Source organism: Levilactobacillus muriae, assembly GCF_045862015.1.
GTDB lineage: Bacteria > Bacillota > Bacilli > Lactobacillales > Lactobacillaceae > Levilactobacillus > Levilactobacillus muriae.
In genome coordinates this window covers 1-23,578 of the sequence record NZ_BAAFRU010000012.1, presented here as the reverse complement: position 1 = coordinate 23,578, position 23,578 = coordinate 1, and the positions used below count along the sequence as shown (strand labels likewise).

The 23,578-nt window shown below is 45.4% G+C and carries 19 protein-coding genes; 15 read left to right on the top strand and 4 right to left on the bottom strand.

The genetic code is table 11. The features are described from left to right. The first annotated feature begins 362 nt into the window (after positions 1-362). From ACKTSF_RS09690 to ACKTSF_RS09630, 13 genes are all read left to right on the top strand, one after another. On the top strand, positions 363-2,858 hold the full coding sequence (locus ACKTSF_RS09690) for a glycoside hydrolase family 31 protein (protein ID WP_407888929.1): 2,496 nt from the start codon (positions 363-365) through the stop codon (positions 2,856-2,858). Positions 2,859-2,924: 66 nt separating this feature from the next. Continuing rightward, positions 2,925-4,322: an MFS transporter gene (locus tag ACKTSF_RS09685; RefSeq protein ID WP_407888928.1), complete on the top strand. Its 1,398-nt coding sequence runs from the start codon at positions 2,925-2,927 to the stop codon at positions 4,320-4,322. 97 nt (positions 4,323-4,419) lie between these two features. Beyond that, on the top strand, positions 4,420-5,850 hold the full coding sequence (gene uxaC / locus ACKTSF_RS09680; protein WP_407888926.1) for a glucuronate isomerase: 1,431 nt from the start codon (positions 4,420-4,422) through the stop codon (positions 5,848-5,850). A gap of 349 nt (positions 5,851-6,199) precedes the next feature. Then, on the top strand, positions 6,200-6,919 hold the full coding sequence (locus ACKTSF_RS09675) for an MIP/aquaporin family protein (protein ID WP_407888924.1): 720 nt from the start codon (positions 6,200-6,202) through the stop codon (positions 6,917-6,919). A gap of 337 nt (positions 6,920-7,256) precedes the next feature. Beyond that, positions 7,257-7,961 carry a GntR family transcriptional regulator gene (locus ACKTSF_RS09670; RefSeq protein WP_407888922.1) on the top strand — a complete coding sequence of 235 codons (705 nt, stop codon included), beginning with the start codon at positions 7,257-7,259 and terminating at the stop codon, positions 7,959-7,961. A 399-nt stretch (positions 7,962-8,360) separates the two neighbouring features. Beyond that, positions 8,361-9,206 carry a 5-dehydro-4-deoxy-D-glucuronate isomerase gene (gene kduI / locus ACKTSF_RS09665; protein WP_407888920.1) on the top strand — a complete coding sequence of 282 codons (846 nt, stop codon included), beginning with the start codon at positions 8,361-8,363 and terminating at the stop codon, positions 9,204-9,206. Between the two features lie 29 nt (positions 9,207-9,235). Next, positions 9,236-10,303 carry a mannonate dehydratase gene (gene uxuA / locus ACKTSF_RS09660; protein ID WP_407888918.1) on the top strand — a complete coding sequence of 356 codons (1,068 nt, stop codon included), beginning with the start codon at positions 9,236-9,238 and terminating at the stop codon, positions 10,301-10,303. Positions 10,304-10,318: 15 nt separating this feature from the next. Continuing rightward, positions 10,319-11,278, top strand: a complete 960-nt coding sequence (locus ACKTSF_RS09655; RefSeq protein ID WP_407888916.1) for a sugar kinase — start codon at positions 10,319-10,321, stop codon at positions 11,276-11,278. Positions 11,279-11,462: 184 nt separating this feature from the next. Continuing rightward, entirely contained in the window at positions 11,463-12,470 is a 1,008-nt protein-coding gene (locus tag ACKTSF_RS09650) for a LacI family DNA-binding transcriptional regulator (RefSeq protein ID WP_407888914.1), read from the top strand. Positions 12,471-12,697: 227 nt separating this feature from the next. Next, positions 12,698-14,182, top strand: a complete 1,485-nt coding sequence (locus tag ACKTSF_RS09645) for a glycoside-pentoside-hexuronide (GPH):cation symporter (protein ID WP_407888912.1) — start codon at positions 12,698-12,700, stop codon at positions 14,180-14,182. A gap of 73 nt (positions 14,183-14,255) precedes the next feature. Continuing rightward, the gene (locus ACKTSF_RS09640; protein ID WP_407888910.1) at positions 14,256-15,839 is read left to right on the top strand and encodes a tagaturonate epimerase family protein; all 1,584 of its coding nucleotides are present in this window, start codon (positions 14,256-14,258) and stop codon (positions 15,837-15,839) included. A gap of 52 nt (positions 15,840-15,891) precedes the next feature. After that, positions 15,892-17,349, top strand: a complete 1,458-nt coding sequence (uxaC, locus tag ACKTSF_RS09635) for a glucuronate isomerase (RefSeq protein ID WP_407888908.1) — start codon at positions 15,892-15,894, stop codon at positions 17,347-17,349. 143 nt (positions 17,350-17,492) lie between these two features. Then, positions 17,493-18,743, top strand: coding sequence for a hypothetical protein (locus ACKTSF_RS09630; protein ID WP_407888906.1), 1,251 nt, complete (start codon positions 17,493-17,495; stop codon positions 18,741-18,743). Between the two features lie 69 nt (positions 18,744-18,812). On the opposite strand, the gene ACKTSF_RS09625 is transcribed toward ACKTSF_RS09630, so the two are convergent. Further along, positions 18,813-18,992, bottom strand: a complete 180-nt coding sequence (locus ACKTSF_RS09625; RefSeq protein ID WP_407888904.1) for a hypothetical protein — start codon at positions 18,990-18,992, stop codon at positions 18,813-18,815. Between the two features lie 244 nt (positions 18,993-19,236). Here ACKTSF_RS09625 and ACKTSF_RS09620 point away from each other — a divergent pair, with 244 nt between their 5' ends. Further along, entirely contained in the window at positions 19,237-20,643 is a 1,407-nt protein-coding gene (locus tag ACKTSF_RS09620) for an MFS transporter (RefSeq protein WP_407888902.1), read from the top strand. 29 nt (positions 20,644-20,672) lie between these two features. On the opposite strand, the gene ACKTSF_RS09615 is transcribed toward ACKTSF_RS09620, so the two are convergent. From ACKTSF_RS09615 to ybaK, 3 genes are all read right to left on the bottom strand, one after another. Beyond that, positions 20,673-20,888 (bottom strand): hypothetical protein, encoded by a 216-nt coding sequence (locus ACKTSF_RS09615; protein WP_407888900.1) that lies wholly within the window; start codon positions 20,886-20,888, stop codon positions 20,673-20,675. A 207-nt stretch (positions 20,889-21,095) separates the two neighbouring features. Next, positions 21,096-21,899, bottom strand: coding sequence for a hypothetical protein (locus ACKTSF_RS09610; protein WP_407888898.1), 804 nt, complete (start codon positions 21,897-21,899; stop codon positions 21,096-21,098). 3 nt (positions 21,900-21,902) lie between these two features. Next, entirely contained in the window at positions 21,903-22,406 is a 504-nt protein-coding gene (gene ybaK, locus ACKTSF_RS09605) for a Cys-tRNA(Pro) deacylase (RefSeq protein ID WP_407888896.1), read from the bottom strand. 151 nt (positions 22,407-22,557) lie between these two features. Here ybaK and ACKTSF_RS09600 point away from each other — a divergent pair, with 151 nt between their 5' ends. Beyond that, complete coding sequence (locus ACKTSF_RS09600) at positions 22,558-23,283, top strand: GntR family transcriptional regulator (protein ID WP_407888894.1); 726 nt, start codon at positions 22,558-22,560, stop codon at positions 23,281-23,283. The last annotated feature ends 295 nt before the right edge of the window (positions 23,284-23,578 follow it).

The window sequence follows — 23,578 nt, the reverse complement described above, 5'->3', positions numbered from 1 at the left end:
AGTCTAGAGAATTGCAACTAATTAGTTTCATATTTTTTGGTATATTAAACTAATATGAGGCATAAAAGTCCATGTAGAGGTCATGTTTTTACACAAATTCAGGTTCTAAATTAATTTATTTTTCTAAAATAATTAATTATCATTATTAAAGTAATGCTGATGTATCGGGGGTTTGGACTGATGAGTATCGGTAGTTTTAGACAGGAACTGCAAACATCCGTTGACAGCGCTTTCACTAACTAGTAAGATATGGGTGTTGGCAGAACTGATATATTACTATTTCAATTGTTAGGTCCCATCACTGAGAGTTGTAGCGGTATATCGGACACAAGACAGCTTTTTTTGGACAAGGAGTGAGATTAATGAAGTTAAGCAGCAAGATTCAATCCGTGGAAAATTGCGGCGACTATTTGGCCATCAAGACCAATGGCGCTCAGTTCCAAGTTTACCTGCTGGATAACGATATTATCCGGATGCGGGGGACTTTCAAGGATGAATTTGCTCCAGAAGCGTCATATGCTCTAGTCAAGACTGCGTGGGCAGATAAGACGGATGAATTAATGGCGGGTGAACGACAACGAGTTAAGCCGTTACCGCTCGATCTTAAGGAAGACGCAGACAGCTACTCGGTCTCGACGGCGAATTTAACCTTAAAGATCAACCGGAATCCGTTCGGGTTTGAAGTCATCGATAAGGCAGGCAATGTTTTACATAAAGATTTGCCTAAGCGTTCCTTCCTTCAAGATGACTTGGGCCGGTCGTACCATTACAGTACGATGGGTGACCATAACTTCTTCTACGGATTTGGTGAAAAATCCGGGGAACTCAATAAGTTTAAGCGTCGGATGCGGATGCACAACACGGATTCACTAGGGTGGAATGCCGCTAAATCCGATCCCCTCTACAAAATGATTCCGTTCTATATCGATTTCGATAGTGAAATGGATATGGCCTCAGGGCTCTATTACAACAATTCTAATGATTCCACGTTCGATATGGACAGTGAGCACAGTAACTACTGGCACCGTTATAGCTATTTTGAATGTGACGGTGGCGATCTGGATGTCTTCTTCATTGCTGGACCAACCATTAAAGACGTGGTCAAGCACTACACGGATTTAACTGGGAAGACAGCGATGATGCCGAAAGCTTCGCTGGGTTACATGGGTTCAACCATGTACTACACGGAGTTGGACAAGGATGCTGACCAAGCCATCTTAGACTTTGTCGACACCTGCAAGAAGAACGATATTCCTTGTGACGGATTCTTCATGTCATCCGGTTATACGACTGGTGACGATGGCAAGCGTTACGTCTTCAACTGGAATAAGGACCGGTTCCCGGATCCCCAAGACTTTGTGGATAAGCTGAAGGAAAAGGGTGTTCTGCTGGCACCAAATATTAAGCCAGGTATGCTGGTCACCCATCCATTAGCCAAGGACTTTGCCGACGCGGATGCTTACATTAAGACACCGGATGGCAAGGCCGACCAAGAAGACCAATACTGGGGTGGCGCGGCGCACTTCGTTGACTTCACCAGTGAAAAAGGTCGAGCAACGTGGTCGAAATTTATGACGAAACAACTGTTATCGTTGGGAATCACGAGTATCTGGAACGATAACAACGAATATGAAATTAATGAAACCAACGCCAAAGTTGACGCAGATGGTATGCACGCGACCATTGGTGAAGTGAAACCAATCATGCCAACGATGATGGCTAAGACGGCCCAAAAAGCAATTGCCGATTACGATCCCAATGTGCGACCATACCTGATCAACCGGGCTGGGTTTGCTGGGATTCAACGGTATGCGCAGACCTGGGCCGGTGATAACCGGACGAGTTGGACCAATGTGAAATACAACATTCCAACAATCTTAGGGATGGGACTCTCCGGGGTTGCTAACCAGGGTTGTGATATTGGTGGCTTTGATGGTCCAGCGCCGGAACCAGAACTCTTCGTCCGGTGGGTCCAAAATGGGATCTTCCAGCCACGGTTCTCGATCCACTCGTCTAATGATGACAATACGGTCACGGAACCTTGGATGTACCCAAGCTACACCAAGTACATCCGTGATGCCATTCAGTTGCGTTACCAATTGATCCCTTACTTCTACTCACTGTTGCATGAAGCTTCAGTGTCAGGGGCACCGATCATGCGGCCACTGGTTTACGAATTCCAAAATGATCCAAAGACTTTCGAAGAAAGCTTTGAGTTCATGCTGGGGTCATCATTATTGGTAGCAAACGTGGTTGATAAGGGTCAAACGACCAAGGAAGTATACCTACCAAAGGGTGCCGATTGGTATGATTTAACGACTTATCACTACTACAATGGGGGTCAAACCGTCGAAGTTCCCGTCGATCTGGGGAGTATTCCAATGTTCTTGCGGACCGGGAGTATTATTCCCGAAAGCAAGGGCCTCATGAATATTCACAATGATACGGTAGAGAACTTGGACGTCTTAGTTGAGCCAACAACGGCGAGCGACTTCCAGTTGTATGAAGACGATGGGAAGACGATGAGCTACAAGCAAGGAGCCTTCTTGACAACTGACATTTCAGTGAAGCCAAGTAAGCACCAAACGTTAATTAACTTGCATAAGCAAGGAACTTACGATTCCAAGCTGAAGAGTTACACGTTCCGCGTGTGTTGCCCAGACATCGCCCCATTAACGATTGAACTTCAAGGCAAACCGTTGGCGCAATTCCTCAAGTTTGACAAGTTCAATGCTGCCACTGAAGGCTGGTTCTTCGATGGCGAAAAGCGTCAAGTTATCATTAAATTTAATAATGTAAGCGATTCAGACATTGAGCTGAGCATTGAGTCTAGTGTTAAGGACTTAATCTCAATCTAATAATTTGCTAAATTTGCGGAATCTCACTTTAAAAATTATCTAGGCGTTTCGCCGGAGGTTGGAAAAATGGATACACAAAAAACAAGTATTGATCGTTCAAAGCCGTTTGGTTGGGCTGACCGTTTTGGTTATGCTCTTGGGGATGTTGGGAACAACTTCTCATTCGCTGTTGTGAATACCTTCTTGATGATCTTCTACACCAACGTGTTGGGATTGTCAGGGGTGACCGTGGGACTCTTGTTCCTGATTGCCCGGTTTATTGATGCCATTGCTGATATCACTGTTGGTCGGTTGGTCGATAGTAGTAAGCTCCATAAGAGTGGTCGATTCATTCCGTGGATTGCCCGCTTCAAGTACCCGCTACTCATCGCGACCATCTTGGTTTTTGTGCCATTCGTTAAAGATTTGGCGTTTCCAATCAAGATAACTTATGTCTTTATCACTTACTTACTCTGGGGAATTTTCTATTCCACAGTTAACATCCCATACGGCTCTATGGCGTCTGCGTTAAGCGATTCGCCTAACGACAAGACTTCTCTGTCCACGTGGCGGAGTTTGGGGTCTGCGACTGGGAGTGCCATCGTCAGTTTCGTTGTGCCAATCTTCATGTACGTCGGTGCTTCGCAGAGAATTGACGGCGTGCGTTTCTGGTTAGTGGCCTCTGTCATGGCTATCTTAGGGTTCGGTTGTTATATCTTGACCAGTAAGCTGCCAACAGAACGTGTCCGGACCCAACGGAGCGAGTCGGTTCCTCTGGGAACGGTCATGAAGGATATGTTTACGGACCGTGCGCTAGTTATCCTGGTCGTCTTAGATATCATTCTGGTGATCAATCAGAACCTGTCTGGGACCAACATTTCTTACTTGTTTAACGACTATTTCAAGAACAGTAGTGCCATGTCAATCGCGTTGATTTTTAACTTTGCGACGGTACTGTTGCTGGCACCATTCGCCCAATACTTTACGAAGAAGTTTGGTCGTAAGGAAGTCACAGTGGTCTCCCTGTTCTTTGCTAGTATCGTGTACGGTGCCTTGGTCTTTATCCACACCAGCAGTGCTATGGTTTACTTAGTCTTCCTGTTCTTCGGAAGCTTAGGGGCAGCGATGTTTAATCTGATGGTCTGGGCCTTCATCACCGACGTTATCGATAACCAGCAAGTGACAACCGGGATTCGTGAAGACGGGACGATCTATGGGGTCAATTCCTTCGCACGGAAAGTCGCGCAAGCCTTAGGTGGAAGCTTTGGAGCCTTCATGTTGACCATGATCGGTTATGTATCCTCCACGTCTGGTGGGGCCGAACAATCCCAACAAGTGATTGACCGTATCTACTACTTGGCTTCTGGAATTCCAGCCGTCTGCTGTGGACTGGCCGCAATTGTCATGCTGTTCTTCTATCCATTGAATAAGAAACGGGTTGAAGCCAACGCCGCGATTTTACGGGAAAAGAATGCTAAGAACTAAGATTTGAATTTTCAATATTTCTCAATGACTACAAGAGAACAATTGTAATCAGAAGTAATCACCAATAATTTTTACAAAATTAAAGGAGACTTTTGAAATGGCTTTATTGAACGAAGACTTTTTACTCACGAGTGAACCAGCTAAGAAATTATTCCACGAACATGCAGAAAAGATGCCAATCATTGACTATCATTGTCATCTAGACCCAAAGGATATCTACGAGAACAAAAACTATCCTAACATCACACGGATCTGGCTGAACGATGGTAATGCCGGCGACCACTATAAGTGGCGTTTGGAACGGGCCAACGGTGTTCCCGAAGAACTGATCACTGGTGACGGTGACGAATACCAAAAGTTCTTGGCTTGGGCTAAGACGATCGACCGGGCGATTGGGAACCCACTCTACGAATGGACCCACTTGGAACTGAAGCGTTTCTTCGGCATCGACGAAGTCTTCAACGAAAAGAGTGCCCCAGCCATCTGGAAGAAGGCCAACGCCTTACTCCAAACTGATGACTTCAAGCCACGGAGCTTGATCAAAAACGCTAATGTTAAGGTTGTCTGCACGACGGATGACCCGGCTTCTGACCTGCACTATCACAAGCTGTTAAAGGCCGAAGAAAAGGAAAATGGTTTCAAAGTCTTACCAGCAATGCGGCCAGATAACTTGGTTCGAATCAATCAAGGTAATTACGGCGAATACATGGACAAGCTGAGTGACGTTTCTGGCGTCCAAATCAGCGACTTGGCTTCCTTGACCAAGGCCCTCGAACAACGCTTTACTTTCTTTGCCTCAATGGGTGGTAGCCTGTCTGACCACGGCCTGAACACATACCACTACGCCGAAGCAACTGATGACGAATTCAATGCTATCATGGCCAAGGCGCGCAAAGACAATTCACAACTGACTGACGACGAAATCAACAAGTACCAAACGAAGTTGCTGAAGGTCCTGATGCGCTTGAACCAAAAGTTTGGCTGGACGATGCAATACCACATGAACGTGCTGCGTAATGCCAACGGCCCAATGTTCCGTAAGTTAGGTGCCGACACAGGCTGGGACTCCATGGGGTCACAACCAGGCATTGCTGGCGAAATGATGAAATTGATGAGTGCGATGTCCGAAGAAGATAGTATTCCTAAGACCATTCTCTACTCCACGAATCCTAATGACTGGATGGAATTGGCTACCGGGATGCAAAGCTTCCAGGGCGATGGCGTTCAGAAATTACAATTAGGCTGTGCATGGTGGTTTAACGATACCCGTGATGGGATGCATGACCAACTGAACATCTTGGCACAACAAAGCCTGCTACCAAATTTCGTAGGGATGCTGACCGATTCTCGGAGTTTCCTTTCCTACACGCGTCATGAATACTTCCGTCGGGTACTCTGCAACCTGATCGGCGAATGGGTCACGACTGGTCAAGTTCCAGAAGACTACGATTACTTGGGTAAGATTGTTGAAGATATTTCTTACAACAACGCTCACGACTACTTTGGTTTCTTCGATAAGAAGGACTAGAGCCCAACTGAATAAAACGAGATTGCTTGAACGTGGTGCAACTTCCTTTTGGGGAGGCGCACCACGTTTTTTGTTTTCAGGAAATGTTGAAGCAATGAAAATAAATGCCGAACAATGAAAAAATAGTTCGGCATTTACAACTTATAATCCAGGTGTTAGCTTAATTAATGACTAATTTTAGAATAATTTTCAAATTATAGGTTGAAACAATGAAAATGTTGCTGAAAGCGGGCTGCAATAGGGGTATGATATTAATGCTGCTGTTTTCTGAGCGTTGACCGCATTGGGGATGAACGTGAACATTTTCGGCAGGATAAAAAAGAAAATATTATTAGTGAGGTATGAATTCATGCATTATTCTTTATTCGTTCGGTGTATGGCCGAATTGATTGGGACAGCCGTCATGGTTGCCCTAGGTAACGGTTCGGTTGCCAACGTTGAGTTGAAGGGCACCAAGGGGTATCATGGTGGCTGGATTTTAATTGGTTTTGGGTATGGTATCGGGGTGATGATCCCAGCCCTGATGTTTGCTACGATTTCGGGAGCACAGATCAACCCAGCTATGACGGTTGCCATGGCGGTGACTGGGAGCTTCCCTTGGCAAGAGGTTGTGCCCTATATCTTGGCGCAGACGGTAGGGGCGATCATTGGCCAGTTGGTCATTGTCTTGGCCTATAAGCCGTACTACGACCGAACGACGGACACGGAGGCCATCTTGGGAACGTTCTCCACCATCGATGCCGCTAATAGCCAATTGAATGGGTTTATTAACGAATTTGTGGGAACGTTCCTACTCGTGTTGGGAGCTGTTAGTATGACGGTCGACAAGATTGACCCCCGGGCTGATTTCATTGGGCTAGGTTTCTTGGTCATGTGTTTGGTCATTTCCTTCGGGGGACCAACCGGGCCAGCGCTGAATCCTGCCAGAGATATTGGGCCACGGCTACTCCATGCCGTTTGGCCATTTCCACATAAAGGCAGCTCTCAGTTTAACTATAGTTGGGTACCGATCGTTGCGCCAACTGCCGGAGCGATTGCCGCTGCAGCATTGTATAAACAAGTGTTTTAATTGCATAAATACTTAAAAATGAGTGCCTTCATGCAGAATTTGGAGGCACTTTTTTGATGGCCTTTTGTCAGTATTGCGCAAAAGTAATTGAATTGTTTAGTAGTCCTCAACTAATTTAGAGAAGTAAACTGAAACATTAATATGTTAGTAAAATCGACTAAATTAAATATTTTTTACTAAATGTATAATAAAATGAAAGCGCATTATATAGGTAAGTTAATCGTTTTACCTAATGATTTTGGCAAAAACGGCGCTTAAAAATCAAGAGAAATACGCGTGAACCTGTGTTAAACTAATATACAAGTAAATGAGAGGCAACCAAGGAGGTGTAGTTGAGATGCAACAAATGACGAAGAATATGCGGAATGAGGCGTACTCTGAGCTTCGCTATCGGATTATGCATAATAAGTTTATTCCTGGTCAGAAGATCTCTGAGAAGACGATTTCTGAGGAACTGGGAATTGGTCGGACGCCGGTGCGGGAAGCCATTATTCGAATCGAACGGGATGGTCTGATCGATGTAATTCCGCAGAGCGGGACCTATATTTCTCAGATCGACATGGAAAAGGCTAAGGATGCCCGGTTTGTACGGCAGAACGTTGAAGTTGAAATCATGCTGGAAGCTACAGCAAAGATGACAGACGCGGCGTATCGGGAACAGAAAGTAAACTTGCGTGAACAGGCGGTTGCGATTCAGAAGGAGGATCCGGATACCTTCTTTTATCTCGATGAGGCCTTTCATCGTCGATTTTATACGATTGCTGATCGTGATAATATTTGGGATTGGTTACAGACGGTTAACATGCAACTGAACCGGTTCCGGTGGATTCGGCTGAAGGTCAATGGCCTGAATTGGCAGACAATTTTGCAGCAGCACGAAAGTCTATTGGATGTTGTGTATCGGCGGGATCTGGAGGATGTGCGGTTCCAAACAACGGCCCATTTGCGGCTGATGCTACAGGAACGCAAGTACTTGCTGGATAAGTTTCCCGGGTACTTTATGAACGTTAGTCCGAGTGATAAAACGGACCTGGATATTTAAATTATAGAATCGTCGGTGTTGGTGAGGGTGTTCATCAGTAGTCCGGCGTTTTTTAGTCCAGTGAGGGAAGAACGAGACTGGCAAAATGAGACGAAATTCATTATAATGAACACGTTAACATTTATTGATGAATACGCTTTCAACTCAATGACCGTGTACATTACATAAACGTGATGACTAAAGGCTTTGTGGGCCTTTCATGGCGGCTCATTTTTTAATTCAAACGTGAAAGTTATTACAAGCCTGCCACGATTAGGCTTGGTAGCCGTCTAAGCCGGTGATACATGAAGGGGAATTTTCCTCAGCATGTGCTAAACTGGTAGCTGGGAACGCAAGACATACAGAGTGAGAGAAATGGGTTCATTAGTGGGTTAATAAATTACATATGGAGGTAATACCATGGCATTCAACATGACTACGCAGTACGCACACAGTCCTGAGGATATTGATCATTACAATACGGACCAGATGCGCGAGCAATTCTTAATGGAAAAAATTTTCAGTCCGGACGATATTTTACTGACGTACACCTACAACGATCGGATGATCTTTGGTGGAGTAACGCCGGTGCATGCACCGCTTGAAATCAAGCTGGACAAGGAACTTGGCGTGAAGTTCTTCCTGGAACGCCGTGAATTAGGCTTTATTAATATTGGCGGTGCCGGAACAGTTACAATCGATGGTGACGAGAGTGCGATTGCACCACACGACGGTTTTTACATCGGTATGGGAACGCAGCACGTGGTCTTCGATTCCATTGACCCAGACAACCCTGCTAAGTTCTACGTCGTTTCAACGCCGGCCCACAAGACTTATCCGAATAAGAAGCTGGTCTACAAGGATGCAATTGCCATGCCTAAGGGTGATCAGGAACATATGAATAAACGAGTCATTCACAAGTATATTGATGCATCGACCATGCAGACGTGTCAACTGCAGATGGGCTACACCGTCTTAGAGCCTGGAAATTCTTGGAATACCATGCCAGCTCACACTCACGCACGACGGATGGAAACCTATCTGTACTGCGAATTTGGTGCCGCTGATACCCGGGTTTCTCACTTTATGGGAACCCCAGAAAACACCAAGCATATCTGGATGAAGCAGGACCAGGCTGTTGTGAACCCAAGTTACTCCATCCACTGTGGTGTTGGGACAACGAACTACGCTTTCATCTGGGCAATGTGTGGTGAAAATCAGACCTACGATGACATGGATCAAGTTGCCATGGACGATCTGCGTTAATTACCGCAATTAAAAGGAGAGACTAAGAGATGGAAATGGGATTTCGCTGGTACGGCCCTGATGAGGACGCCGTTAAGCTCCAAGATATTCGGCAGATTCCGGGGGCTAAACAGGTCGTCGGAGCACTCTTTGACGTGCCGGCCGGTGAAGTATGGCCACTGGTTAAGATCAAGGCTTTGAAGGCTCAGATTGAAGCTGCTGGGCTAAAATTTACGATTGTCGAGTCCGTTAATATTCACGATGACATTAAGATTGGGTTGCCAACACGGGATCGGTACATTGAAAATTACCAACAAACCATTCGAAACCTTGCACAAGTGGGGGTTAAGACGATTTGCTACAACTTTATGCCAATCTTTGATTGGATCCGGACCGACCTGCATTTCAAGCTGGCTGACGGTTCTAAGGCGTTGGCGTTTCAAGAACGTTATACGGCAGAGGATCCACAAGCCTTGATTCAGCAGATTCAGCAGGGCGACAATGGTTTTAGCTTACCCGGTTGGGAACCTGAACGGCTGGCAAAGGTTCAGCAACTCTTCAAGGCCTATGCGGATGTTGATGCGTCCCGTCTGGCAGCCAATCTCAAATACTTTCTGGATGCGATTCTTCCTGTTTGCGAGGAATACCACATCCAGATGGCCATCCATCCCGATGATCCACCAATGCCGTTATTCGGTTTGCCACGAATCTTCAAGAATGCCGCCGATATGCGGGCGATTGTGGCAATGAACCCATCGTTGGCGAATGGCTTTACAATCTGTACGGGCAGTCTTGGCGAGAACCCGGATAACGATATTCCAGCGATTATTCGCGAGTTCGTTGTGCAGGGCCGCGTGCCATTTGTCCACGCCCGGAACATTAAATTTTCTGGGCATGGTCGAGATTTCCGTGAGGCAGCCCATCTCTCCAGCGAAGGTTCGCTAGATATGTATGAAATTATGAAAGCTCTTCATGATACTGGGTTTGATGGCGTTATTCGCCCTGACCACGGCCGGGATATCTGGGGTGAGGCTGGACGACCAGGGTACGGTCTCTATGACCGCGCACTGGGACTGACGTATCTGAACGGTCTGTGGGAAGCGATCAGCAAATCCTAAGAGGAAGGTGACGAGATGGGAGAGATCCTAACGATTGGAGAACCAATGGTGGTTTTCGAAGCGCAAGAGAGTGATGTTGACCTAGCTAAAGCACAAAAATTTCAAAAATTTTCTGCTGGAGCAGAGCTCAACGTTGCCATTGGAATGGCCCGTCTCGGGCACCCAGTTGACTACGTTTCGGCGGTCGGCGATGACCCGTTTGGTGTGTATTTACGACACGTCTTGCGGACCGATGGTGTGGCTGATGCAGCACTACTAACGAAGCCGGGATTACCCACGGGCTTTTACCTGAAGCAACGTGTTAGCCATGGCGATCCCGCCGTAGCATACTTTCGGCAGGGGTCGGCAGCGGCTAATTACCAGCCGGAGGATCTACAGACGGTGAGTTTGACTGGTGTTCGCTTTGCCCATCTTTCTGGGATTTTTGCGGCCCTGTCGCCGAACTGTTTGGCGGCTTATCGACAGTTGAATGCCGATTTGGTGTATAACCGTATTCCAGTGACGTTTGATCCTAATCTGCGGCCAACGCTATGGGATTCCCGAGCTGAAATGGTGCGAGTGACCAATGATTTGGCACGTTACGGGACGATTGTGATGCCCGGGCTCAGTGAAGGTCGAACGTTGACCGGCAAACAGGATCCTGAAGAGATTGCTGACTTTTACCTGCAACGTGGCATCACGACAAAGGCCGTGGTTGTCAAACTGGGGTCGGCAGGGGCATTTGCCAAGCTAGCGGACGGCCGGAAATTTTCAGTTCCCGGTTTTACCGTACCACGGGTGATTGATACTGTGGGAGCGGGGGATGGTTTTGCGGTTGGCTTGATTTCTGGCTTACTGGAAGGTCAACTGCTTCCAGACGCGCTGCAACGCGCTAATGTCATTGGCGCCTTGGCTGTTCAGAGCCCGGGAGACAACGATGGTTACCCAACCAGACCACAGCTAGACCAATTTTATGAGGATCATAGATTAGTATAAATTAAGAAAAATCGTCGGCCAAAACAATGTATTTGGCTGGCGGTTTTGTTATAGTAGGTTTAGCAGGCAGTCTAGATAGATAACGTTAACACCTTAGAAAGTCGCAAGGCGTACTTAAGTTAGCCCGTTTAACTGCAAAAATAGCGAGTCGAGCAATTGATGATCGTAACAGGAGGCAACTATATTGGAAGAAGTAACGATTTTGACGATTGCTAAGCGTGCTAACGTCTCACACACCACGGTTTCTCGTGCGTTGAACGATAGTCCCTTAGTCAAAGAGGAAACGAAACGGAAGATTCGCAAGATTGCGGACGACTTGGGCTACGTGCCAAATATTAATGCTAAGGGGCTTGTTGAAAAACGCTCTTTCATCATCGGCATTTTCTTTTCAGAACTGGATACGGGGACCTCGCCGAGTTTCTTAGTAGACGTTATCAATCGGTCAAAGGAAGCTCTACCAGAGGGATATTCGATCTCTATTGACAGTATCGAAGCTCTCGATGGAACGAGTGCAGTGAGTCGCCATCAGTACGATGGGGCTATTGTGGTCAGTCAAAGTGTCAATGATGATGCGTTTATCAATATGATGATCGAACGGGGATTGCCCGTAGTTATTCTGAACCGAAAGATTGCTCGGGAGGATGTGTCGAACTTTACGACCGACGATTACTTGGGTGCACGAAAGTTAATGGAATATGCCGTTCGGATGGGACACCAGAAGTTTGGTTTGATTAAGGGGGCCAGTGACTTCGTCTCGACACATGACCGGCAACAGGCCTTTATAGACGTTACAGCAGCCAGCAATGCGGTTGTAAAGCCGGAATGGGTCCAACAGGGAACCTACCTGCCAGATAGCGGCTATGAGGCCATGCGCAATATTCTCGGGGCAATTGAGACACCGACCTGTGTCTTCGCTTCTAACGACGATATGGCAGCCGGTGCTGTCCGGGCTTGCCAAGATTTAGGGTACTCAGTTCCCGATGACGTATCGATTATTGGATATGATGATATGAGTTATGCGAAATATTTAGTTCCGCGCTTGACGACGGTACGTAAACCAACCGATGATATCGTTCAAGAAGGAATCGATGCTTTGACAAAATTATTGGATGGATCTATGACGGATCCAATAAAAAAAGTGATTGTCCCAACGTTGATAGTACGGGATTCTGTGAAGGATTTAAGAAAATAATCCTTTTTTTATTAAAAAAATTGTTAACGTGTGCATGACTTTGTGATAGTATAGACATTGTTAAAGGAAAGCGCTTACTAGTACATAGCTTAAGCATTGACGTTTAACAAATAATTCAGAAGTCAGTGAGCAGTAGCGAAGGCACGCGGATAATTGTGTTAACGTGTGTATCAAAATTGTAAGCGATTTCTCTTAATGGTTCATAGTAGATTCAAGGAGGTGCTCGAATGAGTGAAGAGGCAGCAACAAGTCCAAAACCCGCTGTAAAAGATGGGGAAATGATGAATGACTCGTCTAAGCGGATTCCTACCCGTGAAAAAATTGCTTATGGGTTTGGGGACTTTGGTAACGGCTTCATGTTTGACCTTGGGCAGGCGTACCTGACTAAGTTCTGGATCGATGCTTGTGGTATCGGTGCCGGAGCTGTCGCTGGGATTTTCGCCTTCACCAAGATTTTCGATGCGTTTATGGATCCTATCGCCGGTTCAGTAATTGATAACCGGAAGAATGTCGGTAAACGTGGTAAGTTCCGTCCAGTCATGATGATTTCAGCCATCATTTTAGGGATTATGACCGTCGTAACATTTACGATGCCATCTGGTCTTACTGGGGTCCAAAAGATTATCTACGCATACGCTGCATACATGATCTGGGGCCTGGTTTATTCATTTACCAATGACCCGTACGGTTCTTTAGCTTCTGTCATGTCTCGGAATTCGCAAGACCGGAGCTTCATGGCGACTTCTCGTCAAGTTGGTTCTGTCGGTGCGCAATTCATCGCCGGGGTTGCATTTATTCCTTTGATGGGATTGATTTCTAACGGTAACACTGGTGTCAAAGAAGAACACGGTTACTTCTGGGCAGCCGCAGTCTTCGCTGTTATCGGGATCTGTATGTTTGCCGTATGTTACTTAGGGACTAAGGAAAACGTTAAGGTCCACCGTGCTACTGGTGAAGCAGCTAAAAAGGAAGGTTTCAAAGATTACATCAAAGTTATCTTCAAGAACGGTCCTTTAGGTGCCTTGATTCTGATGACCTTGTTCACCATTTCTGCCATGAACACGAACAACCAAATGATGGTGTTCTACGCACAATATAACTTAGGTAACATCGGTTTTCAGCCAATCATCAACGCTGTTATGATGGGTTGCTCAATCGTCGGGGTCTTCATGATTCCTACGTTAACTAAGCACTTTGGTCAAAAGCGTACCGCAATGTGGAGCTTCGTCGTTGGTGCTATAGCCAACCTGTTGAACTACTTCCTGCCTTCTAACGTAATTACATTCGTTGTCTTAGTTACCATTGGTTACACGGCTTTAGCTATTCCTAACGGGATTACTTGGGCCATGGTTTCCAACGCTATCGACTTCGGTGAATGGCGTTCAGGTGTCCGTAAAGAAGCTATTACATACGCTGCATTTAACTTCTCACGGAAGATTGCACAATCACTGGCCGCTTTAGTCAGTGCCGGTGTCTTGGCCTTAACTGGTTACGTTGCTAACGCAACGCAAAGTGCCAGTGCCTTAAATGGTATCAAGGCTGCTATGACGTTATATCCTGGACTTTGCTTAATCATTGCTGCTGTTGTAATCGGTTTCTTATACAAACTGGATGACAAACGTTTCGGTGAAATTGCCGATGACCTTGACCATGGTCGTTGGGAAGGCGGCAAGATCGGTGAAAGCAAAGCTACCGACAAGGATAAGCGCTAATCGTCATACTAAATAATTTGGGATCACGGTTTTTAAAAACTTTATCAAACTACATTTATGGAGGGTTATATCAATGGACTTACAAAAGTTAGTTTCAGATGTCTATGAGATTATCGCTGCCCAAGGCAACTACGACAGCTTATCAGATAAAGAAGTTTATGCACCTTCAATTCAAGTGGATCGCCGCAACGTCTACTTCATCTTGCATGAAACCGTCAACAAGCAAACTGCCAAGACTTTGGTTGTTTACGAAGATCGCGACGACGCCAAGGACTTTGACGCCAAGGAAAGCATTGATGACGCAAATAAAACATTAATCACTGGTGATTTGAACGAAGCCAACTGGCGGACACTTGCTAAGCGTTTTGCTTGGATCAAACCAACATCACGTCATGGCTACAAGTACACCTTTGGGTTAGGTGACCGTTTAGGCAACGCTTCTAACGCTCACTTACGTTTGTTCAAAGGCCGGGGCATTGTACCAGTCTTAGCACAACAATCAATTCGTGAATTACTATTGATGAACCGTACTGAAACCGATGTCTTATTGGATGCCGGCTGGGCTGTCTTTGAAGAAGGTTATACTGATGGCTGGGTTGACGATGGTGACCACGTTAAGAATCCTCATGAAGTTGACTACGCCGTTAAGGCCGGTTGCACCATGATTACTTTGGATGCTACTGAAAAGATTCATAACGAAGTTGCTAAGTTCTCTGACGAAGAATTGGACACTAAGTTCAACGCTTTGGATGACGAATTAGTAGAACGCTTCAACAAGACTTACTTGGACAAGACGTTCCAAATCAGTGACGATGCTTCTGTTCACTTCTCCAAGCGTGACGTTGAAGAATCAGTTCTGATCTTCTTCGGTGCCGTTAAGTACGCTATCTTCATCTACCACAAGTTCATCGTACCTTACAACTTGGACTTCGAAATTTCTATGGATGAAACGATTGTTCCTACGACGCCTGCAAACCACTACTTCTTTGCTAATGAGTTACATCGCGAAGGCATCACTCCTGAAACCATTGCTCCTAAGTTCTATGGTGAATTCCAGAAGGCTATTGACTACATTGGTGATGTAAAGCGCTTCGAACGTGAATACGTTGTACATGAAGCTATTGCTGAAAAGTTTGGCTACAAGTTGAGTATTCACTCAGGTTCCGACAAGCTTTCTGTATACGAAATCATTGGCCGGATCTCCAAGCAACATGGCTGGCACGTTAAGACCGCTGGGACTAACTGGTTGGAAGCTCTCCGTGTTATCGCCCATGTCGATCCTAAGTTCATGGTTCAACTTTACAAGTTTGCTTACGAAAACTTGGATGATGTTGCATCATTCTACGTATTCAACGCCCAAACCGATGGAACTGCTCCAAAGCCAGAAACGATCAACGAATCCAACGTTATGAGTTTGCTTGATGGTGATGACTCACGGCAAGTTCTTCACACGATGTATGGTTCACTCTTGAACGCTCAAAAGAGCTACAAGTACGTATACCGTGACAAGTTCTTCAAGATTTTGAAGGAAAACCAAGACCTTTATGACAAGTACCTGAACATTCACATTTCAGAACATCTCGACTTACTCCAAGGTTTGGCTAAGTCCAAGGCTGAAGTTCAAGCTAAGTACGAACCAAAAATCAACGAAGACTAATCTAAGTTAAATTGCTTAGTTAGCACTAACTCTCAAAAGGAGGAATATCCTGATGGCTTTATTGGACGACAATTTCTTACTCGGCAACGACATGGCCAAGAGACTTTTCAATGACTATGCCAAGGGTATGCCAATCATCGATTTCCATTGTCACTTGAACCCAAAGGAAATCTATGAAAACAAGAACTACCCTAACATTACGCGGATTTGGTTAAACGAAGGCGTTTACGGTGACCACTACAAGTGGCGTCAAGAACGGACTAACGGGGTTCCTGAAGAATTAATTACCGGTGACGGCGATGAATATCAGAAATTCTTAGCCTGGGCTGAAACGATTGAAAGCGCTTTGGGGAACCCACTCTACGAATGGACTCACCTGGAACTCAAGCGTTTCTTCCACATCGATGAAGTATTGAGCCGGAAGACCGCACCAGATATTTGGAAGAAAGCTAATGCTGAACTCCAAACTGATGCTTTCAAACCACGGAATTTAATCAAGAACTCCAACGTTAAGGCTGTCTGCACCACCGATGACCCAGCTTCTGACTTGCACTACCACAAATTGTTGAAGGAAACTGAAGCTGAAAACGGCTTCCGTACCTTACCAGCTATGCGGCCTGACAAGTTGATCCAAGTTGATCGTGATGGCTTCGCTGCCTACTTAAAGGAATTGGGTGACATCTCTGGTGTTAAGATCACTTCATTCAAGACGATGATCGATGCTGTTAAGCAACGGTTTGAATTCTTTAGTGAAATGGGTGGCCGTTTATCTGACCATTCCCTGTTGACCTACCACTTCATCGAAGCTTCAGACAGCGAGCTGAATGCTATCTTTGACAAAGGTGTTAACAACGAAGAATTGTCAGCTAAGGAAGTTGACCAATACTTGACCGCCTTATTGGAAAACTTAATGAAGTTGAACAAGGAATTTGATTGGACCATGCAGTTCCATATCAACTCTATCCGTGACCTTAACCGGCCAATGTTCGACAAATTAGGTGCTGATACCGGTTACGATGCCGTTGGGACACAACCTGATATCGCTGACCAAATTGCTAAACTCTACACTAAGATGCAGATCACTCATGATATTCCAAAGACGATCTTCTACTCTTTGAATGACAATGACTGGATGCAATTGGCTACGATGATGGGTGCCTTCCAAGAGGGTGGCAAACAACGCTTACAACTTGGTGCCGGCTGGTGGTTCAACGATACTGCCGAAGGTATGAACGAACAATTGCGGGTCTTTGCCGAAGAAAGTCTGTTGCCTAACTTTGTTGGGATGCTGACTGACTCACGGAGCTTCCTGTCATACCCACGTCATGAATACTTCCGTCGTGTTCTCTGCAACTTCTATGGGAACTTGGCAGAACAAGGTCGGGTACCGGATGACGAAGAGATGTTGGGCAAGATCGTACAAAACATTTGCTACAACAATGCATACAACTTCTTCCAGTTCTTCCCAGACAAGACGCCTGATGAGATTTTCGGTAAATTAACCGTTTAATAACTAGGCGAATGAAAGAGTCTCGCATGAACTTCCGTATGGAAGTTCTGCGGGGCTTTTTGTTTCTAAGATTTCTTGTGTAAGTTGTCATGGTCGCCTAAAATAAAAGTAAGTATCTGATTTTACGAGAGGACTCTGAGATTATGAATGAAAATCCGTTAAACATTCTGCACACGATTGGTTTTGATCAACTCTATCCAATGATTCGTTGTCAGTTGAAGTTTGAAACACCGATCGATATTGACCGGCTCATTAAGGCCGTCAATATAACGGCAAAGGTCGTTCCAGAACTATTTTGTCGCTATGAAATGCGTGACAATAGCTGGCAACCAGCGGTTAAGGACGCTAGTGAAGTTGTCGAAACAGTTGCTGTTGATGCGGACGTTGATGCAACACCAGACTGGGAGAAAAATGCACAAATCCGGTTTGCTATTCAGGATGATGGTCGTGGGAATAAAGTGACGATCACCATGAGTCATATCTTGACCGACGGCAGCGGATTTAAGCAGTACCTCTACCTACTCAGCGATTGCTATAACCGTGGTGCTGAGGCCATCACAGGCGTCGAAAACGTGGTCAAACTGGATTGGTTGGAAAACTTGTTGAAATCACACCCTGCTGCCGCTAAGCATGGTGACGTGGACCATCCAGCAAAACCATTGGCCTTGCCCCAGTTAACGAATGAAGCGGGTGAACAGCCACGACACAATGTCAGTGGCTGGCGGTTAACGCCAGATCTGACGAAGACGTTGATTCAGGCCACCCATAGCCAGGGGGTCACGGTCAATGATGTCTGTCTGACAACCTTTGGTAAGGCGGTTCAAGCCTATGATCTTGGCGGGGATGAGCTGGCGATTCCATGTCCAACTGATATGCGGCAAAAGATCAGCAAGGAACACGCCGCGCTTCGAATTGCTAACCACACGGCACGATTTAATCCAGCGATTCACTCACCACAAGATGAACCGATTACGATGGCCGTGGCTAAGATGCATGGCGAAATGCAACGGCTAAAGGATCACGATCAGTTCTTAGACTCGGTACGCTCTCTGATGGCTCAGTACAAGTCAGAGCCGATTGCTAAGTTACAACAGATTGTGGAGGACAATTATCATGTTCGGGCAATTGCCTTCACAAACTTTGGTATCGTTGATGATTCGCGGTTGGTTTTCGAGGATGCGCCGTTAACGGACTGCCTAATGACGGGGTCATTCCGCTATGCGCCAATGTTTCAGGTGGCTTGCAGCACATTCAAAGGGCAACTGAATCTTGGATTTAACATGATTGGGACGACTGATGAGGTCCAAGTTGGTCGCGTCGTTATTCATGATATGGTGTCACGAATCAAAGACTTTATCGCTGAAGCTGCGATTGGCGCCACGGTTATTGAATAATTTGTAAAAAGGGCGGTAAAAGAAAAGCTCTCCCGAAAACTTCGGGGGAGCTTTTTCATAAAAACCGAACTACTTAAGTGGTTCAGTTTGCTTTTGGATTAATTGTTGGTAAGCACCCGTTAAGGTTTGGTGCGTTGCAACACCATCAGGGTTTGACGTGGTAGAAGCGATGGCTTGGGTAGCGAAGACGCCTGAACCGAAGACAGCAACGGCAGCGACGACAGTTAAAACTCGATTGAATACATGCATTATATAAGTACCTCTTTCTTTTTCTCTTCTCTTTTGTTCACGTGAACATATTATAATTTTCTGAAAGCTACGTCAAGGGGTGAAACCTAATGTAATGGTTTTCATTGAAAACTTTTATATTTTTTTGTCAAAGAGCGCGTATAAAGGGGTTCTGTAACCGATTTAATGGCATTTTACCCATGAAAATAATTTTGAAAGTGAGTATGATAGAAGATAAGAAGTTATACGAAAGTGAGATGTTTGAATGACGCAGATACAAAATGACCCGGATAAAATTTCCCGGCAGAACTTAATTGCCATTTTCGCGGTCGCCATGATGGCCTTCCTAGGAATATTAGTGGAGACTTCCATGAATGTTACGTTTCCAACACTGATGGCGACAATGCACGTTTCATTGAGTACGGTTCAGTGGATTACGACAGGATATTTGCTGACGGTGGCGTTACTGATGATTACGTCAGCTTTTCTGAAGCAACGTTTTACGAATCGACAACTCTTTGTGGCCGGAGCGTCACTTTTTATTCTGGGGGACTTGATCTGTGCGTTGGCACCGGTTTTTCCAGTGTTATTGTTTGGGCGGTTGGTTCAGGCTGGTTGTGCCGGCTTAGCTATTCCGTTGATGTTTAACGTTGTTTTGGAAAGTGTGCCACGCTCTCGTCTTGGCTTTTACATGGGTATGGCTGGTTTGATCCTGATGATTGCCCCGGCTAGTGGGCCAACCTTTGGGGGGATTATGGCGTCGCTAGGTGATTGGCGCTTAATCTTCTGGTCGACCTTACCGTTAGAAGCAATTATTTTACTTTTAGGTTTTGGTGTGATGAAGCAATTCTCGCCGGTTAAAAAGGTTTCATTTGTTTGGGGCCAATTTGCCCTCCTGGCGGTAGCATTTGTGAGCTTTACGATGGGCCTGAACAGTCTGACGACGGCGGGGTGGTTGAGTTGGCAGTTTTTGGGTGGCTTAATTCTGGCTGCCTTAACGCTTACCGGATATATTATGGTGTCTAAGCATAGTGAAAATCAGCTGTTAAAGCTCGAAATTTTTCGAAATCCGGTCTTTACGTTTAGCTTCATGGCTTACGTGATTCTGCAGTTCTGCAATATCGGTATTAACTTTGCCTTGCCAAACTATGCGCAAATCGTGGTCGGCGCAAGTTCACTTTTCGGTGGGCTGATGTTGTTGCCAGGGAGCCTAGTAACAGCGCTCTTGCAACCGTGGTTCGGTCATCTGCTGGATGAGCATGGTGCGCGCTTGCCAATTCTGTTGGGCAGTAGCTTGTTTTTTGTTGCTGCGCTGTGCTTTACTGTCATTGGTCAACGGCTAACGGTCATTATTATTGCCGCACTGTACGTAATCTTCAGTATCGGCCGTTCAATGGCGTTTGGAAATACCATGACTAACGGCTTGAAGGAAGTTGACTTTAGTCAGCGTGCTGATGCCAACGCCATCTATAATACGGGTCAACAGTTCGCAGGGTCCGTTGGGACGACGATTCTGGCTGCCTTGATGTCATCGGTTAAGGTGCATGGCATGTCTTACGCTCAGGAGACAGCAATTGGGAGTCGGTTAGCATTTGGCCTGATTTTATCGTTGAGCGTGATTAACTTTGGTCTTTACTTTATCGTATTCCATTATCAGAAGACTGATAAATAGTGGGTTTCGTCGATATTGACGGAACCTTTTTATTTGGGATGGTTCAACTGTGACAGAACTGGCGAGAGGGCCCCAGCAGACCAAAGATAATTAAGCGCCAGCAATTGTTCGTAGCGCCGCTTGCTGAGAATGATTACACTCTGATGAGGATGGATCGTGACTTCCAACGTATGATTGGTTTGGATGACCTGAGTGAAGAGGCGCTTAGGATCGGTATGGAGCTGCGTAAACGGGTAAGTTTTCATTAATTTCCTCCAGGCTGAGAGTGGCACGACTTAAGCAGTAAATGTAGTATAGCAGGTCTGCTGGAGAATGGATAGAACGAATGTTCGTATAATAATTTTGATGGCGGGTTAATCCGGATGACCACTGTCTAAGGCACGATTTAAATAAATATTTCAATGAAAAAGTCAGCACCCAACGGAAAGTTAGGTGCTGACAAACGTGATCAGCTAATGTTCCTTGATTTGAAAAGCTAGCCGGACGACTAGGTTCGTCAGTAGAGAGATAAGGAGTGCGTATCCCAAAATTAAGGCTAACAGAATCACAGCCGCGGTAATCACACGCAAGTAGCCAGTGGCAATGTTGCCCATGGTTAGGAGCACCGTTAAAGCAACGATAACGATGATAAAACCAATCAGGCCAATCCGAGAATTGGCAAAGTCGGCTGCGCTGAGGTCAAAGCCACCGATACTGATATTGAGGGACAGCAAAATCATAATGATCCAGCGAATCCACGGATAATTATCGCCACCCAAGGCTGAGACAAAGCCACTCCAATCGAGATGAAATGGATCTACAACCAGCGCTAACATGCCGTTGAAGAGACTGGGCACCAAGAGAGCAGTCAGTGCCAGCAGAACCAGGGCGCATCCAAAAATTGGTGCAACACCAATAAATAAGTTTCCGGTTGTCTGATACCAATTACGCTGATTCCAGGTGTGATTGACATAACCTAAGGTCAAATCTGGCGTGCCATCCTCCCTTATTCGATCGGGGTGAGGTCGTTTGAGCAAGCGAACCTGTGCGATACGATGACCAAAGAGAATCGCTGTCAGAAGATGACTGAACTCGTGGAGAAAAATACCGATAAATCCTAAGTAGAGTTCACTATTCAAGCCGAGGCCATTTGCCAAGTATTTCTTGGTATCACGATTCAGGTAGGTCAGTAGAGTCACAAAAATAAAGGGAATAACCAAAAGGTCCAAACCCACGATACCGAGATTTTTAAAAATCAGGGTGAGGTTAGTATTCATCGTCTACTCCAGCAGGTCGGTGAAGGTACCGTGGACCAAGTTAGCCAGGTCCGTAGCATCTAATTCAACTGAGCGACCGATTTGCCCGGAAGAAACAAGAATTGTTCCCTGTTCCTTGGCAGTGTTGTCAAAGTAAATAGGAAAGTGATTCTTTTCCCAGATTCCAACTGGTGTGTTGGCCCCATGCTCGTAACCAGTGGTCTTCACCAAATCTTTGAGAGGAACCATATCAACTTTTTTATTGCCCGAGACTTTTGCCAATTTCTTCTCATTCAGATGTTCATCGATAGGCAAAACACCAACGACGGGGCCGGTCGTTGGACCGCTTAACACCAGTGTTTTATAGATGTGATGCTCATCAACATCTGCGTGATCAACGTCCATTTGGGCAACATCGCCTTGAACGTGAGTTGCAAATTCAAATTGTTTGTAGGCGACTTTGTTCTTATCTAAAATTTGTTCAACAAGAGTTTTGTGAAGCCGCTTGTCTTTCTTTTTCTTAGCCATTTAACTCACCTTTCACTATCAAAATTAATAATTGGACCGCACTTTAAAAATAAATGGAACGGTTGTTTCCTGATAAAAGCAGACACCGCCGCCAAAACCTGTTATACTCTATCACAGTAGAAGTCAAGTTGAAGAGTTATGAGGAGATATCATGGCAGATTTAGTTTATCGACAGGTAATGCGGGATTTAAAACAACGCATCCATCAAAATGAATTTCCCAATAAGCGGCTGCCAGATGAACGGAGCTTGAGCGAAGCGTACGGGGTTAGTCGCAGCTCAGTTAAGCGGGCCCTCAGTGTGCTCGCCAACCAGGGGATTATTTTTAAAAAGCGTGGTTCAGGAACCTTTATTAACCCATTATATATGAAAAACCAATCAATTTTTCAATATGAGGGCTCAAATTTAGGAATTACTGACAGTATGAAGTCGGCAGGGACGACGCCGGGCATTCGTTTGCTCAAATTTGACGTTATTCCAGCCAGTAAGGAAATCCAACAGGATCTTTTCTTGGCCGACGGCGACTTTGTTTACGAGATTAAGCGGCTACGCTTGTTTGAGGATAAACCCTTTATGATTGAAACGGGCTATATTCCCATTAAAATCGCACCGAACTTATCGCAGAAGACCGTTGCTGATTCTATTTTTAACTATCTGGAATCACAGGGCAAGGTCGTGACCAAGTCCTTTATGTCCATCCGGACCCAGCCTTCAACGGTGGATGATCAGAAGCTCTTGCATCTGAAACCGGTTGAACCCGTGGGTATCATGGAAGGTGTCTTTTTCCTGGATGATGGGACACCGTTTGAAGTTTCTAATATGCGGTTGCACTATCAATATTTGAACTATAACACCTTTGTTTCTCTAGATGAAGAATAAAGAACTTTAGATGACGCCTGTCGTGGGGGTCATTTTTTTAAAGACGATTAATCTGAAAACACGAACAATACTGCCGCCATTGCTTATGTTTCCATAATTTACACCACTAAAATCCGTAAAAGCTGAGATGACTTTCGGGTATTTGAAACATGAAAATCAGCTTTGTATCGGTTCTAAAATATCTGTTGTTGGTAATCAAATGAATTTGATTACTGGCAACGGATATTTTTGTATAATCAAAGAATGTAAAAAAATGTACAAAAAAGGGATATAGTCGCAGACCTATATCCATCCA